The 16,241-nt window shown below is 64.2% G+C and carries 13 protein-coding genes; 3 read left to right on the forward strand and 10 right to left on the reverse strand.

What is annotated here, in order from left to right; translation table 11 throughout:
• Window positions 1–26: 26 nt before the first annotated feature.
• Window positions 27–503 (reverse strand): Lrp/AsnC family transcriptional regulator, encoded by a 477-nt coding sequence (locus AC1D1N_RS10940; RefSeq protein ID WP_192259777.1) that lies wholly within the window; start codon window positions 501–503, stop codon window positions 27–29.
• Between the two features lie 223 nt (window positions 504–726).
• On the opposite strand from AC1D1N_RS10940, the gene AC1D1N_RS10945 reads away from it, so the two are divergent.
• A complete protein-coding gene (locus AC1D1N_RS10945; RefSeq protein ID WP_477348467.1) occupies window positions 727–2,052 on the forward strand; it encodes an NAD(P)/FAD-dependent oxidoreductase in 1,326 nt (441 codons plus the stop codon).
• Between the two features lie 41 nt (window positions 2,053–2,093).
• Here AC1D1N_RS10945 and AC1D1N_RS10950 read toward each other — a convergent pair whose 3' ends face one another.
• The 5 genes from AC1D1N_RS10950 to AC1D1N_RS10970 all read right to left on the reverse strand — a co-directional run bounded on the left by AC1D1N_RS10950 (window position 2,094) and on the right by AC1D1N_RS10970 (window position 8,827).
• Window positions 2,094–3,461 carry an FAD/NAD(P)-dependent oxidoreductase gene (locus tag AC1D1N_RS10950; RefSeq protein WP_477348469.1) on the reverse strand — a complete coding sequence of 456 codons (1,368 nt, stop codon included), beginning with the start codon at window positions 3,459–3,461 and terminating at the stop codon, window positions 2,094–2,096.
• A complete protein-coding gene (locus AC1D1N_RS10955; RefSeq protein WP_192259783.1) occupies window positions 3,458–3,760 on the reverse strand; it encodes a (2Fe-2S)-binding protein in 303 nt (100 codons plus the stop codon). The genes AC1D1N_RS10950 and AC1D1N_RS10955 overlap by 4 nt, the downstream gene beginning before the upstream one ends.
• A complete protein-coding gene (locus AC1D1N_RS10960) occupies window positions 3,757–5,742 on the reverse strand; it encodes a hydantoinase B/oxoprolinase family protein (protein WP_477348471.1) in 1,986 nt (661 codons plus the stop codon). The genes AC1D1N_RS10955 and AC1D1N_RS10960 overlap by 4 nt, the downstream gene beginning before the upstream one ends.
• 4 nt (window positions 5,743–5,746) lie before the next feature.
• Complete coding sequence (locus tag AC1D1N_RS10965) at window positions 5,747–7,831, reverse strand: hydantoinase/oxoprolinase family protein (RefSeq protein ID WP_477348473.1); 2,085 nt, start codon at window positions 7,829–7,831, stop codon at window positions 5,747–5,749.
• Window positions 7,832–7,921: 90 nt separating this feature from the next.
• Window positions 7,922–8,827, reverse strand: coding sequence for a LysR substrate-binding domain-containing protein (locus AC1D1N_RS10970; RefSeq protein ID WP_477348475.1), 906 nt, complete (start codon window positions 8,825–8,827; stop codon window positions 7,922–7,924).
• 103 nt (window positions 8,828–8,930) lie between these two features.
• Between AC1D1N_RS10970 and AC1D1N_RS10975 the strand changes: the two genes are divergently transcribed.
• Both AC1D1N_RS10975 and AC1D1N_RS10980 read left to right on the forward strand, forming a co-directional pair.
• Window positions 8,931–10,049, forward strand: coding sequence for an NAD(P)/FAD-dependent oxidoreductase (locus AC1D1N_RS10975; RefSeq protein WP_477348477.1), 1,119 nt, complete (start codon window positions 8,931–8,933; stop codon window positions 10,047–10,049).
• Window positions 10,050–10,177: 128 nt separating this feature from the next.
• Window positions 10,178–10,441: a hypothetical protein gene (locus AC1D1N_RS10980; RefSeq protein ID WP_477348478.1), complete on the forward strand. Its 264-nt coding sequence runs from the start codon at window positions 10,178–10,180 to the stop codon at window positions 10,439–10,441.
• Between the two features lie 288 nt (window positions 10,442–10,729).
• Here AC1D1N_RS10980 and AC1D1N_RS10985 read toward each other — a convergent pair whose 3' ends face one another.
• The 4 genes from AC1D1N_RS10985 to AC1D1N_RS11000 form a co-directional block, all read right to left on the reverse strand.
• Window positions 10,730–11,170 (reverse strand): hypothetical protein, encoded by a 441-nt coding sequence (locus AC1D1N_RS10985; protein WP_477348480.1) that lies wholly within the window; start codon window positions 11,168–11,170, stop codon window positions 10,730–10,732.
• Between the two features lie 164 nt (window positions 11,171–11,334).
• The gene (locus AC1D1N_RS10990) at window positions 11,335–11,934 is read right to left on the reverse strand and encodes a hypothetical protein (protein ID WP_477348482.1); all 600 of its coding nucleotides are present in this window, start codon (window positions 11,932–11,934) and stop codon (window positions 11,335–11,337) included.
• A gap of 13 nt (window positions 11,935–11,947) precedes the next feature.
• A complete protein-coding gene (locus AC1D1N_RS10995) occupies window positions 11,948–15,046 on the reverse strand; it encodes an efflux RND transporter permease subunit (protein WP_477348484.1) in 3,099 nt (1,032 codons plus the stop codon).
• The gene (locus AC1D1N_RS11000; protein ID WP_477348486.1) at window positions 15,046–16,017 is read right to left on the reverse strand and encodes an efflux RND transporter periplasmic adaptor subunit; all 972 of its coding nucleotides are present in this window, start codon (window positions 16,015–16,017) and stop codon (window positions 15,046–15,048) included. Before AC1D1N_RS11000 ends, AC1D1N_RS10995 begins: the two co-directional genes overlap by 1 nt.
• Window positions 16,018–16,241 lie beyond the last annotated feature (224 nt).

Below are 16,241 nucleotides of genomic sequence, written 5' to 3' on the forward strand. Positions count from 1 at the left end.
TTACACTTTTCCTGGAATTGCTCTAACTACATCGGAAACAGGCTGGGCAACGGCATGTGCGCCTTGACGATGGGAGACTTCAGCACCACGAAGCTGAAATACTTGTCGATGCCGATATCCATGTCGGTCAGTCGCTCCATGATCGTCTGATACTCACTAATGCCGGAGGTCACGAATTTCATCAAATAGTCGTAGCCGCCCGACACAAGATGGCATTCGATGACCTGCTCGATCTTCTCCACGACAGCGAGAAAGCGGGCGAAGTCAATCTGACGGTGGTTCTTCAAGGTGATCTCGGTGAACACGGTCAGCGTCTGGCCGAGCTTGCCGATATTGATCTGCGCGGAATAGCCTTCGATGTAGCCTTCCGACTGGAGCTTCTTGACCCGCATCAGGCACGGGCTCGGCGACAGATGCACCAGATCAGCCAGTTCCACATTGGTGATGCGGCCGTTCTTCTGCAATTCGTGAAGAATTTTGATGTCGATCCGATCCAGTTTCATGGCCGTCTCCGCAGAACACATGCCGCAGCACAAAATGCTGCTATACCCATAGCCATCGACACTACCACAGCCCGCCGGCCTGTCCATCCAAGCGGATACCGCTTTGAAACGCAGCGTCTCCCGATTTCAATCGAACAGCCGGAATAAAATTCTGCATCGGCCTCAACTGCAGCAGCGGCTGCCTGTGCAACGCGCTAGATTGGCGCTTCAAGGTAGAGAGACCATGCGCGCGCAGCTGCAGCAAATCGAGACATCTGGCGAACTGCCACAGTCCGCGGACGCGGTGGTGATCGGCGGTGGCATCGTCGGCGTCTTTGCGGCCTACTATCTGGCCAGGCGCGGCATGAAGGTCGCGCTTGTCGAAAAGGGGCGCATCGGCGCAGAACAATCCTCCAGAAACTGGGGATGGTGCCGCCAACAGAACCGCGACGCCCGCGAGCTGCCGATGGCGACCCAAAGCCTCGATCTTTGGGACAGCTTTGCGGCGGAAACCGGCGAAAACACCGGCTTTCGCCGCTGCGGCCTGCTCTATCTGAGCAACGACGAGGCGGAACTGGCCGGCTGGGCACGCTGGCGTGACTTCGCCAAAACGGCCGGCGTCACCACGCATATGCTTGACGGCGCCGAGGCCAGCGAGCGAGGCCGCGCCACGGGTCGGACATGGAAGGGCGGCGTCTCCTCGCCGACCGACGGCACCGCCGATCCGTCGCGGGCCGCGCCCGCGGTCGCCCGCGCCATCGTCAAGCTCGGGAGCACCGTGCACCAGCATTGCGCCGCGCGCGGCATCGAAACCGCGGGCGGGCGCCTGAGCGGCGTGGTCACTGAAAGCGGCACGATCCGGACAAACGCTGTGGTGCTGGCCGGTGGCGCCTGGGCCTCTTCGTTTTGCCATCAGTTCGGTTTCCGCTTTCCGCAGGCGTCGATCCGCTCCTCCATCCTGTCCGTATCGCCCGGCGCGGAGGGCCTGCCGGATGCGCTGCACACGGCAAGGATCTCGGCCACGCGTCGCGGCGACGGCGGCTACACGCTCGCCATAAGCGGACGCGGCCGCGTGGACGTCACGCCGCAGCAGCTGCGCTTCTCGTCGCAGTTCCTGCCTATGTTCCTGAAGCGGTGGCGAAGCCTCGCGCCCGGAGGTCTGCAGGGCGTGCGCTCGGGCCACGAAACGCTCCGGCACTGGCGGCTCGACCAGCCGACGCCAATGGAGCGGATGCGCATCCTCGATCCGGCCCCGGACCAAGCGACCATCCGCCTGACCCACGCCCGGGCACTCGAGCTGCTGCCGGCACTGCGCCAGACCAGGATCAGCGCAGCCTGGGCCGGCTATATCGACAGCACGCCGGACGGCGTGCCTGCCATCGGCGAGATCCATAGTGTTCCGGGTTTCTTCCTGGCCGCCGGATTTTCGGGACACGGCTTCGGCATCGGACCCGGCGCCGGGCATCTCGTCGCCGATCTGATGACCGGCTCGGAACCGGTCGTCGATGCGACATCCTATGATCCCCGACGCTTCGACGCTTCGGCCTGGGGGAAGGTCGCCGACTTCTAGGATGTGATCCATGCCATCCTGGTGTGGCCTCCGGAATTGCATCAACCGTCCCGGAGAAAGGCACCGATAGGTGCCGGGCGGACAGGCGCCTGCCCGCGAAACCGGCCGACAGCGCCGGGCGCACAGCCGGCTTGCGCCGCAACAAGTTCAACGGCAGCCAACTGGCAGTAGCGCCCCTGGCATCGCCCCATGCCGACGCGCGACAGCGATTTCACCCTGTTGGCCTCGCCGCCGCCGAAACCCGCGCTCTCGCGTACAGCTCCGGCAGTCACGTTCTCGCAGCGGCAAACGACCGCGTCGTCGGCGAGTGCCCGCGCCATCGCTGCCGGCCAGGGAAAGGCGCAAGCCAGGCCACGGGCAAAGCGCTCGAGCCGCGCAAGCTTGCGCAGATCGCCGCCGGTGGACCGCGCCGGAATTCCGAGATCGGCAAGGCATGCCGCCGCCGCGAGACGCCCCACGATCTCCGCGCCGTCCGCTCCCAGAAGACGAGCCCCATCGCCCGCCAGATAAACGCCGTTGCCGGCCCGACCCATCTCGTCGGTCTTCGGCAGCCATTGCCGCCACTGCTCGTCATAGGTGAAGGCGCACCCCACAAGGTCGGCCAGATGCGTCTCTGCCCGCAGATGCCAGCCCATGCCTATCATGTCGCAAGGGGTGCGGTGCTCCCGGCCGCCGGCGTCGCGCCAACGCATCGCGGTGACACCTTTTTCGTCAGCCTCGATCCGCTCGAGCGTCACGCCCGCATGGTAGCGGCCGCCGAGCCTTGCTCGCAGGGCCAGACCGCGCAGCGTGACGAGCGGCCGGGCGGCAAGCTGCCAGAGCCCCCGCATCTGCTGATGCCAGGGAGAAGTGTCCAGCACCGCCGCCACATCGGCTCCAGCTTTGACGAGCTGGGCGCCGACCAGCGTCAGCAAAGGCCCCGATCCGATCAGGACGATGCGCCGCCCAAGCGCCACGCCCTGCGCCTTGAGCGCGATCTGCGCGGCGCCGAGGCTGTAGACGCCGGCGCTCTGCCAGCCCGGGACCGGAGCGACACGGTCGGATGCGCCGGTGGCAAGGATCAGGCGGTCATAGCCGACTAGCTGCACGCCGCCCTCCCCCAGCACGTGCAGTCGCCCGTTCTGCGCGGCGATAACCGAACTCGCCGCGCAATGGGTGAGCCGCCCCTCTTTGGCCAGCCAGTCAAACAGCGCATGCAGCGCGTCCGCCTTCGCCGCCTCCGACCCGTAGAGCTGCTTCGCGGTGCGGGTGAACCCGGCGGGCGGGCGGCGATAGATCTGTCCGCCTGCGCGCTGCCCTTCGTCGATCACCACCGGGTGGAGCCCGGCCTCCACAAGCGTCGCGGTGGCCCTTATGCCAGCCGGACCGGCGCCCACGATCACGATCCGCGGCGACGGGGTCTCGCTCACAGCCAGCTCTCCGATGGCATCGTGCGCAACCGCATGCCTTCGCTGAGAAGTGTCGAGCACGCCCGCAGCCGCGGTCCCTCGTCCTGCCATACCCAGCAATCCTGGCAGGCTCCCATCAGGCAGAAGCCAGCACGCGGCTCGGCTCCGAACTCGGACTTTCGCAACGCGTGCCCTGACGCCAGCATGGCGGTCAGCACGGTGTCGCCCGCTAGCGCGCCGCGCATCTCACCGTCGAGAAAGAAATGCAGCTGCGCCCGGTCGCGTTCAGCCAGTCGGACGATGCGGCCGGCGATGATCATTCCGCGGCCTCTCGCACCGTGCGAGGACGGGGCAGTTCGGGGAACCGTTCGCAGACCGCATCGAACGCCGCCTGGACGCCTTCCGGTCCAGAGCGCCCCTTCATGCGACGGAAGATCTCCGTCTTGGCGAAAAACCGCCAGTGGATCGGCAAGTCCCGCAGTATGGCGGTCAGCAGGTCATAGGCCGCCGGCGTCCACTGCGCTTCGTAGCCATCGCGCTCCGGACCGAAATGAAAATGGCCGGCGGCTGGCCCCTGCCGCGCGCGCAGTCCTTCCGTCGCCTGCACGTCGACCTCGCCGTCGCGGATGACGACCCCATAGTCGCGCTCGGCAGCCGTTGGCGACACATAGCCACGCCGCACGTCCTGCGCGACGCGCCAGGGCTCGCGCGTACGCGGATCGCCGCGCCCGCCACCTCCGGCGGAGCGGATATCGAGCACGTCCCCAGGCTGCAGCACCGCCGTGTCGATGTTGCCCAGCCGCCGCTCGCGCTCGGTCCCTGGATTGACGACCATGTCCGATAGGCCGGCCGCCTTGCCGCCCAGCACGCCCCAGGGACGAAAGAAACTGCGGTCCCGGTTGCGCGCCGTGATCCTGGAGTCGGGGGCGAAGACACGGAAGGCCATCTCGGTCGCCAGGCCGCCGCGCCAGCGCCCTGCACCGCCACTGTCCCTGGCGAGCCCGTACTTCACGAATTCGACCGGGGTCTCGGTCTCGGTGATCTCGATCGGCGTGTTCTTGAGATAGGCGGCGTCGGCGCCCGATCCGTTGGTGCCGTCGCGATGCGGCATCGCACCACCGCCCCCCACCACGGGGTTCACCGCCGCGATGACGGTCCGGCTGGTCCGCTCGTCCGTGGTCATGACGTTGACGATGCAGTTGTTGCCGGCGGGTGCTGCTGGCAGGCGCTCCGGCACGGCTTGCGAGAAGGCGCCGAAGATGACCGACCGCAGCCGGGCGCAGGTGAGCGAGCGCATGCCCACTGCGGCGGGATGGACCGGATTGAGCACCGAACCTTCGGGCGTGATGCAGGTGAACGGCCTGGTAAGGCCCGTATTGAGCAGGATCTTCGGGTTGAGCGTGTAGAGCACGTAGTAGACGCCCACCAGCAGCATGGTGTGGCGCGGGTCGCCGCCTGATGGCACGTTGAGCGAGGAGCCGAGTTGCGGATCGGAGCCGGTGAAGTCGAGCACCGCTTCGTCGCCCCTGATCGTCAGCGTCAGCTTCAGCCGGCACGGATTGGCCTCGACGGAATCCTCGTCGGCATAGTCGGCGAATTCCCAGGTGCCGTCGGGCATCAAACGCAGCACGTCGCGCGCCTGCGCCTCCGCATGGTCGAGAAGCGCGGCAACGCCTTCGATGAAGCCGGCCTTGCCGAACTTCCTCACCATCGCCTGGATCTTGCGCTCGCCGGTGTTGAGCGCGCCGACCAGCGCCTTGATGTCGCCGATGTTGAGGTCGGGCTTGCGCACATTGGTGCTCATGATCCGCAGTATCGTCTCGTCGAAGACGCCCTCGTTCACCAGCTTCATCGGCGGAAAGCGAATGCCTTCCTGATGGATCTCGGTCAGCGCCCGGCTGAGCGAAGCCGGCACCGCGCCACCCATGTCGGTGTTGTGGATATGCCCTCCGGTCCAGGCGACGATCTCGCCATCGACGAAGACCGGCTTCCACAGATGCGTGTCGGGCGCGTGCGTGGCGACGTGGCCCGAATAGGGATCGTTGGTGAACGCAACGTCGCCCGGCCGGTAGTCGTCGACCATCGCGATGGCGCGGTGATACGAAAGCCCCGGATACCAGGTGGCGCCGAGGTCCATCGGCACGGCGAAGGTCGCGCCCGAACGATCCATCAGCATCACGGTGAAGTCCTGCGTCTCCTTGACGAAGGCAGAGTGCGCAGTGCGGTGCAGCGTGTGGGCCATGTTCTCGGCCGCCGCGCGGGCATGGTTCGCCAGAACCTGCAGATTTGTCCGGTCAAACATGGCATCACTCCGGGAAGGTCAGCAAAAGGTTGAGGTGACGGTCGACCCGTGCCTGTGCTCCAGCGGGAATTGCGAAGGTGGTGTCTTCCTGCACGACCACCGCAGGCCCTTGGAACGTGCTGCCCGGCACCAGGGCCTGCCGGTCGTGGAGGTCGACGGTCTCGACGCCAGCGCCCGTATAGACCGGGAGCCGGCGCGCCGGAACGGCGGCGGCTCGGATCTCGTCTGTCTCCAGGAAGGAGAGCTTCGGCCCCGCGCCTACGGCGGATAGCCGGACATTCACAAGTTCGATCTCGCCGTCCGGGTCGTGGAAATCGTAGAGCTGCTGATGGGTGAGGTGGAAGGCCTGCGCGATGGCGGCCGCATTGCCGTCCGTCAGCCATTCCGGTGAAAGGACGACCTCGATCTCATAGCTCTGTCCCACATAGCGCATGTCGCAGGACAAATTGAGCTCCGCCTCCCCGTCATGACGTTGCGCCGCGAGCCAGTCGCGGCCCTCACGTGCCAAGGCCTCGAAGGCCTCGCGAATTCCGGCAAGCGACATGCTCGACAGCGGGCTGAAGATGGTGCGGATGAAGTCCCCGCGCAGATCCGCCACCAACCCGCCCAGCGCCGACACCACGCCGGGACGGCGGGGCGCCATGACGCGCCTCATCCCGAGTTCGCGGGCCAGGAAGGCGCCGAGCATCGGGCCTCCGCCGCCGAAGGGCATCAGCGTGAAATCGCGCAAGTCGACGCCGGCGCGCGAGGCGAGTTTCTCGACCTCGACGAACATCTCCGACACCGCAATGTCGAGGATCGCCTGCGCGGTCTGCTCGACCGGTCGGTCGAGCCGGGCGGCAAGCTCGCCGACCCCGCGATGCGCCAGCCCGGTATCGATCCTGAGCTGGCCGTAGGCCATCTCGCTGTGACCGAGCCATCCGCACACCACCATGGCGTCCGTCACCGTCGCCCGCTCGCCGCCACGGCCGTAGCATGCCGGTCCCGGCGTCGAACCCGCCGACTCCGGCCCGACGCGCAGCACCCCTTGCGCGTCGACGCTGGCGATCGAGCCGCCGCCGACGCCGATAGAGCTCACCGAGACGGAGGGGATATGGAGCGGAAATTCGCCGATCAGTTCGCCGGTGCCGAACTGCGGCTCGCCGTCGATGATGAGCGCGAAGTCGGCTGAGGTGCCGCCGATGTCGAGGGTAAGGATCTTGTCTTCGCCAGCCTGACGGGCCAGCCACGAGGCGCCGATGACACCGGAGGCCGTTCCCGACAGCAACATGTTGACGCAGGCGTGCTTGCCTTCGGCGGCGTTCATCAGCCCGCCGTTCGACTTCGTCAGCATCGGGCGGGCCGGCACGCCGCGGTCCTTCAGCCGCTCTTCCAGCGCCGTCAGATAGCCCGAGACGCGCGGATGGACATAACCATTGAGAATGGCGGTCGAGCTGCGCTCGTATTCGCGGATGACCGGCCACACCTCGGCCGAAGAGAAGACGAAGAGGTCGGGAGCGAGACGCGCGATCGTCGCCTTGACGGCAGCCTCCTGCGCGGCGTTGCGCCAGGAATGGAGGAAGGAGACGATGATCCCCTGCGCCCCATTCGCTTTCGCCGCTGCCACCGCGCTGGCCACCACCGCCATGTCCGGCGCCTGGGATTCGCTTCCATCGGCGCGCATGCGGACCGGAATGCCGAACACCATATCGCGCGAGATCAGCGGGTCCGGACGCGAGCAGAACAGAGAATACATGTCCGGCATGCGCAGCCGCGCGAGCTCGATCACGTCTTCGAAGCCGGCATTGGTGAACAGCGCGAGCACTGCGCCTTTGCGCTGGATGATCGTGTTGATGCCAACGGTCGTGCCGTGCACGAAGCGCGTCATACGGGTAGGATCCAAGCCTTCGCGTTCAGCAAGAAGCCTGAGACCCGTCATCAGCTCGGCGCCCGGATCCTCCGGCGTCGTCAGCACTTTCAGCGAGGCTACCCGTCCGGAACGGGCTTCCAGCGCGCAGAAATCGATGAATGTCCCGCCGATATCGACGCCGACCTTCCAGTCGGTTTCGTTTTGCGCCTCATCCGCCGCGCAAGCGATGGCACCGTCCATGACGCGTCCCTTCCTGTCTGCCTGCCGGAAGCTGGCATGGCCGGGTGGGAGAGGTCCAAGACGTATGATGGGCAAGGATATAAGTCTTGCTTATGCCTTTGCCTTGTCACCGCCCAGCACGGCGGAACAGGCCGCACGGATCTGGTCGCGCATCATCTCATCGGCCCGCGAAAGGACCCGTGTGCGCGAGGTCAGCAGCGCGATCGGAAATTCCGGCCCCGCTGCGAGCGGCCTGACGGCAAGTCCGGCAAACTGGTGCCATGGCAGCAGCGCGTCGACCAAGGCGATGCCCAGACCGGCCTGGACAAAACCAACCGCGGAGATCGACACATCGATCTCAAGCGATGGCGAAAGCGTCACGCCTTGCGCGCGCGCAGCATGGGCCAATTCGTCGGCGGGGCGGGTGTTTCCGCGATAGGATATCAATTCTTTGCCGACGAGATCGGCGAGCGTCAGCTCGGTCTTCCCGGCCAACGCGTGCCCGGCGGGCAGCAGGCATGCGAAGCCGACACTGCCGATTACCTCCGCCTCGATATCCGGAGGGAGCCGGTCGTCCATGGCCACGCCAAGGCTGACATCACCCGCGCGCAGCATGTCGATGATGGCAGCGATCGGCGCGCTATGAGCACGCAGCATGATGTTGGGATGCTGGGCCCGGAATTTGGTGAACGCACGCGGCAAGATAGCCATGGCTGGCGGCGTTGAGGCAGCGACCCGCACCAGTCCTGCCCGACCAAGGCGTAGATCGGTGGTCTTGCGGCGCAAGCCTTCAAGCCCCGCCGACAACCTCTCGGCATCGGCGAAAATCTCGAGCGCCTCCGGGGTCGGCCGCAGCCGGCCCTTGACGCGCTCGAACAACGTGAAGCCGAGTTCGTCCTCGGTGTGGATCACGATCTGGCTCAAAGCGGGCTGGGAGATGTTCAGCATCCGGGCCGCGGCAGTCACGGTGCCCGCGCGCATGACGGCGATGAACACTTCGAGTTGCCGGGCCCGCATTGCCACTCCATAGGTAAAGCTTATGGCTCTTGTCCAAACCCATCTTTGACGCAATGCCACGGCGACGACAAGATTGGTCAAGGATTCACTGCAAGAGGGCGCCATGGATGTGATCGTTCTGGGCGGCGGACTGATGGGAACGGCTTCGGCCTATTTCCTGGCCCGGCGCGGCGCGCGCGTGACGTTGATCGAGCGCAACCGGATCGGTGCTGGAGCCACGGTTGCCTCCTTCGGCAACATCCGGCGCACGGGGCGTCATCTGTCCCAGCTTCCACTGGCCCATCGCTCGCTCAGCCTGTGGGGCGATGCCGAAAAAATGCTTGGCCGCGACGTGGAATTCCGCGCTACCGGCCATATCCGGCTGATCTTCGATGAAGATAGCCTCGCCGCCATGCGGGCCTATGCCGAAGCGGCGCTGCCCTGGGGGCTTGAGCTGGAGGAGCTCAACCCGCGCGAGATTCGCGCCCGTTTTCCCGGTCTCGGTCCTGATGCTATCGCGGCGTCGTTCTCGCCGCACGATGGCAGCGGCAATCCCCGGCTGATCGCACCGGCCTTTGCCGAGGCAGCCCGCAGGCTGGGCGCCGAAATCGTCGAGGCGACTGAGGTCGAGACGATCCGGCACACGGGCTCCAGCTTCCTTGTAGCCAGTTCAAAAGGTGCATTCGCCGCCGAGTGTCTGCTCAACACCGCCGGTGCTTGGGGCGCGCGCATCGCCGCGCAGTTCGGCGAAGCGGTTCCGCTCGACGCCCGTGGCCCGCAGATGGGCGTGACCGAGCCGCTGCCGCATCAGATCTTGCCGGTGGTCGGCATCTGGACGCGCAACAAGGACCATGGCGCCTATCTGCGTCAGGTCGAGCGGGGCAACATCGTCTTCGGCGGAGCGGCCGAAAGAGTGGCGGTGAATCTCGATCCAGGCCACGCCAGCGCCGATCCCATGCGCCTTCCATTGCAATTGCGCGCCGTCGCGCGGCTGCTGCCGGCGATCGCGCAGGCTACAGTCATTCGCACTTGGTCCGGCTGCGAGGGTTATGTCAGAGACATGCTGCCGATCATGGGACGCTCGGCGACGACGCCAGGCCTGTTCCACGCTTTCGGCTTCAGCGGACACGGCTTCCAGCTCGGTCCGGGCGTGGGCGATGCCATGGCCGAGCTCATCATGACCGACCGTTGCGAAACGCCGCTCGACGATTTCAGGGTCGATCGCTTCGGCCGCGCAGCCTGAAGGAGTAGCTGTCGACATCCGCGCAACGATGGCCCTTTTTGCGAAGGCGGGATAGTCAGTTCTCGCCGACGCCCTCGAGTATGAGGATCTCAAGCGAGCGTTGCGCGCTAGGTACCAAGATTTCCCCGATGATTTTGGCCATCGACGGCCAGTACTGGCGGGGGACGTGCACGGCCGAGTTCGGAACCCCGCCTAATTGCACGTCGTTGCCGCCGAATACCGCACGAATCGCCGAAGGGTCTTTCGAAACCGGGAGTGTCGAACTACGTGTGACGGGTGCCATCGACGAGACGGAGAAAATTGACGAATGGGCCCAAACCATTTCACTCAAAGGCAGAGACTTACCCGATGACGCTCAATTCAAACTCAAAGAATTAAGCGCAAGCCACTGATTTGTAACAAGTTGGTGGGCCCGGAGGGCGTATTAAGATTGTTGATATTATTGAGTTTTTCGTGGGCCAAAATCAGAAATCTTCCCGTATCGTTCCGCATCGTTCCGTGGCGCATACAGTCGACCTTAGCTAACTTCGTTTGCGAACGTTCGGAGCCGTGCTCCAGGGGACGGCGAGCGTTTCTGCCGTGAACAGACTTCCCATCCCGCTATATTGGACGGCAAGCTGGCTTCTTCTGGCATAGGCGCGGCGCTGATGAATTTGTTCAGCGTGCAAGTCTTCCAGGAGTTAGCGCACGGACGTCAACTCCGCGCGGCAAGCCTCTGCAAATGCCCGCAGAATGTCATGGGCAGCCACGCGCGAGTTCCGGGCCGCCAAGGCAGACGAAGTCGTCTCGTATGTCGTGACGACGTGTTCAAGCACTGCCTCGGCAGCCCCGATGGTGCTTGGCATCGCAAACAGGCGAAGCTTGCTGATGGCGGTATACATCGGGACCAGCTTGGCCGGGTCATCCAGGCGTTCCTGGACCACTCCGTCAGCATAGGCCCTCGATGCTTGGTCGATGAACTCGCCGAACAGCCGCTCGCGACGCGAAGCCTCCTGCTCAAGCCGCTGCACACGATTCTGACGATGCTGGGTGAGCCAGCTTGTAGCGACGGATGACAAGGCGCCAATGGCGGAACCGGCCAGTGCGGAGACGGCGGTGATGGTTGCTGGATCCATAGTCATGCGACTCTTCTTGAAGTTTCCGGTCGGGCGCCGGCCTGGCCGAGGAAGTTGGTCCTTGCCGAGCCGAGAATCCCCCTAGCGGTAGCGTTGGAAAATCAGGTGAGGTCGGCTGCTCCGCTTCCCGGCCTCATAGCTCGTGGTTTCGTTCAAATCTGTCATGTTGCTCATGAGGCCAGCGTGAAACTTCGAACAAACTGCTCGCCACCCAGCACGATGAAGGACAAACCGGTCATCAGCAGGCCGCGGTGGAAGCGCGCCTGCTTGATGGTCCGGACACGCGATGTCTTCAGCAATTCGGTGGCCAGTACCGAGGTCCAATCGGACTTCAAAGCCTGGTGGACCAGGGCACGGATATCGGAGAAGGAGCTGGGTTCGACATAGTAGACCGGTGCGACGGCGGAAGCCCCGCACACCTTGCCATTGAATTCCTTTTCCACGCGCATCCGGCTCGGATAAAGAACGTGGCCGAACTGCATGATCGGCATGATCACGACCCCCCAAACGACCGCATAAAACAGCGGCCCGATTGGCGCATGGATCGGCAACAGATCGCCGAACCGCAGCACCAGGTTGAGCGCGAGGATGTAGCCCACGCCGACGATCTGGGCCCGCGTGTCGTACGAGCGCGCCGCCGATTGCGCTTCCTGCAGCGCTGAGAGCAGCATCTTGTCGGCATATTCGCGGGCGGTCTCGCCCGATCCGGCGTATATCGTGGCATCCGATCCAAAGTATCGATGAAGGAGAGAGGACGACGTTTGCGGCATACCGGTCCCTTTCTCAGTACTGAGGTGCGAGCATGGGGGCCGCAATCGCATCCGGCTCGGCCGATGCCGTCGGCTCGTCCTTCTCCTGGATGCGATTGACCGCGACATAGAGGGCCGGGAGAAAGACCAGGGTCAGCACCGTGGCCACGGCGAGCCCCCCGACAATGGCGTAGGCCATCGGCCCCCAGAACACGTCGTGCATGATGGGGATCATGCCAAGGATGGCTGCAGCCGCGGTCAGCATGATCGGCCTGAACCTGTGGGTGGTCGCGTCGATCACCGCCTGCCACGGATCGATTCCGCGCCCACGCTCATGCTCGATTTGATCGACTAGGATCACGGAGTTGCGGATGATCATGCCTGCAAGTGCGATGATCCCGAGGATGGCGATGAAGCCCATCGGCGTACTCGTGGTCAGCAGCGCGATCGCGACCCCGATGAGGCCTAGCGGCGCCACGCTGATCACCATCGCCATCCGGCGGAAGCTGCCTAGCTGCACGATGAGTACGGTAAGCATCAGCGTGATCATCAGCGGAAACTGGGCCAATAGCGCGGCGTTGCTTTGGCCGCTCTTCTCGACCGTACCGCCGGTCTCAATCAGAGTGCCCGCCGGCATCGACTTGTGCAGCGCCTCAATCGCGCCTGCGAGTTGCTCGTGAACTGAGGCGGGCTGCAGCCCTGGCAGCGGTTCCGCCTGAACTGTGATGGTGGGCAGGCGGCCGCGACGCCAGATATAACCCTCGTCGAGATCATACTGGAACTCGGCAATCTCGCGCAGGGGCACTGAGGCGCCTGTCGCGGTGGGGATCTGAAGATTGCGTAAGGCCTCAACGCTTGAGCGCTCGCTGCTCTCGGCCCGTGCAACGACATCGACCAGATAGATTGAGTCGCGAAGCTGAGTGACCGTCGAACCGCTGACCACGCGATCGAGTGCCTGCGCGACCTGTTGCGAGCTCAGGCCAGCCTGACGCACGCGATCCTGATTGACCTCGATGCGCAGCTCCTTGCTCTTCTCCGCCCAGTCGTAGTTGACGTTTCGCACGAGTCCGGATGACCGCAGCACATTTGCAAGTTCCTCCGCGTGCTCCCTCGCCTCGTCGGCCGTCGGCGCGCTCACCCGGTATTGCACCGGCCAGCCGACGGGCGGCCCGAGTTCCAAGCGCGAGATGCGAGCCTTCACGTCCGGGAAGCTGTCGGCAAACAGCGTCTCGAGCTTCACCAGAACGCGGTCACGCGCCTCGAGGTCCTTCGCAACGACCACGGTCTCCGCCATGAAGTCGTTGTCGAGCTGAACGTCGAGCGGCAGATAGAAGCGGATGGCGCCACCGCCGACATAGGAAGAAAAGCGGGCGATGTCCGGGTCGCTGGCAAGCCACTGTTCCAGCCGTTTCGTCTCCGTCTCGGTCGCGGCGATCGAGGCATTCTTCGGCAGCGTCATCGTAACCACAAGCTCTGGCCGGTTCGACGCCGGGAAGAACTGCTGCTGCACAAAACCCATGCCGTAGAGCGAGGCGCCGAAGGCGGCAAGCGAGGCGGCGATGGTGAGCCAGCGGTGCCGCATGCTGAAACCGAGCAAGCCGATGAAAGTGCGCATGAAGCGGCCAGGCCCATGGGCGTGCGCCTTCATGCGGGAAGGCAGCAAGGAAAGCCCGATTACCGGCGCGAAGATCACGGCCACGAACCAGGACGCAACCAGCGCAACCCCAATGACGGCAAACAGCGAAAACGTATACTGCCCGGTGTTGTTGTCGGCGAAGCCGATCGGCAGGAAGCCGAGGATCGTGATCAGAGTTCCCGATAACATGGGGAAGGCGGTAGAAGTGTAGGCGAAGGTAGCCGCCTTAATTTTTTCCATGCCTTCCTCGATCTTCGAGATCATCATCTCGATAGTGATCATCGCATCATCCACCAGCAGGCCGAGCGCGATGATGAGAGCGCCGAGCGAGATACGCTGCAAGCTGATGCCGATCGCCTCCATGGCGATAAAGACGATCGCGAGTACGAGCGGTATTGACAGGGCAACCACGAGCCCTGCCCTGAGCCCGAGGCTGAGGAAGCTGACGGCGAGCACAATGACAATCGCCTCGACCAGCGCCTTGGTGAATTCGCCGATGGCCTCGCGCACGATCTCGGGCTGATCCGAAACCAGATTGAGATTAATGCCGACGGGAACGCGTTGCGTCAGGCGTTTGGCCGCTTCGTGCAGGCCTTCGCCGAATTCGAGGTTGTTGCCGCCCTCGCGCATGTTGATGCCAATGCCGATAGCCGGCTTGCCGTTGACGCGGAACATCTTCGTGGGCGGGTCGCTGTAGCCGCGTTGAACGTTGGCGATGTCAGTGAGTTTGTAGAAGCGCCCATCGATCCAGAGGTTGAGGTTCGCAACATTCTCTGGCGTCAAGAGCGAGCCCGTGACGTCGACAAGCATGTTCTCGTGCGGCGTGTTGATGACGCCGGAGGGCACAACGGCGTTCTGGCGGGCGATCGCCGTCAGCACTTCGTCGAGATTGAGCTTGAGATTGGCGAGCTTCTGGGGTGAGAAGCTGAGATAGATCTTCTCGTCCTGGTCACCAAAAATCTCGACCTTGCCGACATCGGACGAACGCAGGAACTCGGTCCGCGCCGTCTCGGCGAAGTCACGGGCCTCTCGTGGCGTGAAGCCGTCGTAGGTGATTCCGTAGATGACGCCGAAGACGTCGCCAAACTCGTCGTTGAAGAAGGGGCCGATCACGCCAGGGGGAAGCGTCGCCTGAACGTCGCTGACCTTCTTGCGGACCTGGTACCAGATGGCGTCGAGATCGCTCTTGGGCGTCGACTCCTTGAGGTAGACGAAAATCGTTGCCTGGCCGGGTTTGGTGTAGCTCTTGAGGTAATCCAGCTTGGGAGTTTCTTCGAGCTTCTTCTCCAGCCTGTCGGTCACCTCAGTGAGCATATCGGTCGCGGTGGCCCCGGGCCAGACCGCCTGGACCACCATGGTTTGCACGGTGAAGTCCGGATCCTCCTGCCGGCCAAGTCGCTCATAGGCGCTGATGCCACCGATGACGCAGACAAGCATGAGGAATACGACGATGGCCCGGTTGTGGACGGCCCATTCTGAAAGATTAAAGCGTGTCATCACTTCACCTCCGTCTCAGCGTTGACCAATTCACCGTCTGCCAGCGAATTGACGCCGGCTGTCACGACCTTCTCTCCTGCCGAAAGACCGTGGCTGACCACCACGGAGTCCGTATCGAATTGAAGCAGCTGGACGTTCCGGCGCTGAACCTTTCCGTCACCGCCAATCACCCAGACCTGCGGCTTGTCTCCGGACTGCAGCAGTGCGGTCGGGGGTAGTGTGGTGACCTCCTGGGCTCCTTCGCTTTCGACGCGGCCTACGACGACTGCCCCCAGCCGCATCTCTGGTGGTGGCGAGGCCAGCGCCACCTTGACCTGATAGGTGCCGGTCGTGCTGTCCGCCTCGGGCGAAATCTCGCGGATCGTGCCGATGACTGCGATCTCTGGCCGGCCCTGGATCGAAACGTTCACTGCCATGCCGAGCTTTGCCCCGGCGATGTCTTCGCCGGCGACAGCGAAGTCCGCCTCGCGCGCGTCATTGCGGGAGATCTCGACGACCATCTGGCCCGCGGCCACGACCTGACCAGGGTCCGCCGCCGTTGCCGTCACGATGCCATCGTCGGGTGCAAGCAACTGCGTGTAGCCGAGCTGGTTTTGAGCGATGCGGAGATTGGCTTCGGCCGCCTGGACGGCAGCTCGTGCGCTCTGCAGCGACTTCAGCGCCTCGTCGTACTGGGAACGGGTGGTAAAGCCCTTGCCGAGCAGAATGCGGAAGCGTTCCTCCTGGGCCACGACCTGGACGAACGTGGCCTTGGCCGCCGTGAGATCGGCCTCCGCGGCGGCCACCTTGTTGCGGTAATCGACGGCACTGAGCTCAGCGAGCTTCTGACCTTTCTTGACGATCGCGCCTATGTCGACATCGCGCGAGATGATCCGACCGCCGACTTCGAAGCCGACGTCGCTGACATAACGCGACTGGACGCGACCGGCGCCCTGCGCCACCGTGGCGAGCTTGTGAGGCGTCACCACCACTGCCCGCGCCTGCCGCGGTGCTGGAGATGCTGCCTTCTCCTGTTCGGAACAGCCAGCAAGACAAAGGGCGGCGAGACAGACACAAAGGAATTTGCCGTACGATAGGCGCATGAAAGCCTCCGCTCGAAAGGATCGGGGTTGCAGGGAACTGATGATGAAGGAGCTCCGGTTTAGCGGCCGGGGCTTCGATTTCATACTGAACGTATATGTCAAATCGACTATAT

This window comes from Mesorhizobium sp. P2_B5 (genome assembly GCF_056404775.1).

Bases quoted from the DNA above. Each gene is read 5' to 3' on its own strand.
- AC1D1N_RS10995 (WP_477348484.1), bottom strand. From the start codon at position 15,046: ATGACACGCTTTAATCTTTCAGAATGGGCCGTCCACAACCGGGCCATC.
- AC1D1N_RS10945 (WP_477348467.1), top strand. From the start codon at position 727: ATGCGCGCGCAGCTGCAGCAAATCGAGACATCTGGCGAACTGCCACAG.
- AC1D1N_RS10960 (WP_477348471.1), bottom strand. From the start codon at position 5,742: ATGTTTGACCGGACAAATCTGCAGGTTCTGGCGAACCATGCCCGCGCG.
- AC1D1N_RS10955 (WP_192259783.1), bottom strand. From the start codon at position 3,760: ATGATCATCGCCGGCCGCATCGTCCGACTGGCTGAACGCGACCGGGCG.
- AC1D1N_RS10975 (WP_477348477.1), top strand. From the start codon at position 8,931: ATGGATGTGATCGTTCTGGGCGGCGGACTGATGGGAACGGCTTCGGCC.
- AC1D1N_RS10965 (WP_477348473.1), bottom strand. From the start codon at position 7,831: ATGGACGGTGCCATCGCTTGCGCGGCGGATGAGGCGCAAAACGAAACC.
- AC1D1N_RS10970 (WP_477348475.1), bottom strand. From the start codon at position 8,827: ATGCGGGCCCGGCAACTCGAAGTGTTCATCGCCGTCATGCGCGCGGGC.
- AC1D1N_RS10990 (WP_477348482.1), bottom strand. From the start codon at position 11,934: ATGCCGCAAACGTCGTCCTCTCTCCTTCATCGATACTTTGGATCGGAT.
- AC1D1N_RS10980 (WP_477348478.1), top strand. From the start codon at position 10,178: ATGATTTTGGCCATCGACGGCCAGTACTGGCGGGGGACGTGCACGGCC.
- AC1D1N_RS10985 (WP_477348480.1), bottom strand. From the start codon at position 11,170: ATGACTATGGATCCAGCAACCATCACCGCCGTCTCCGCACTGGCCGGT.
- AC1D1N_RS10940 (WP_192259777.1), bottom strand. From the start codon at position 503: ATGAAACTGGATCGGATCGACATCAAAATTCTTCACGAATTGCAGAAG.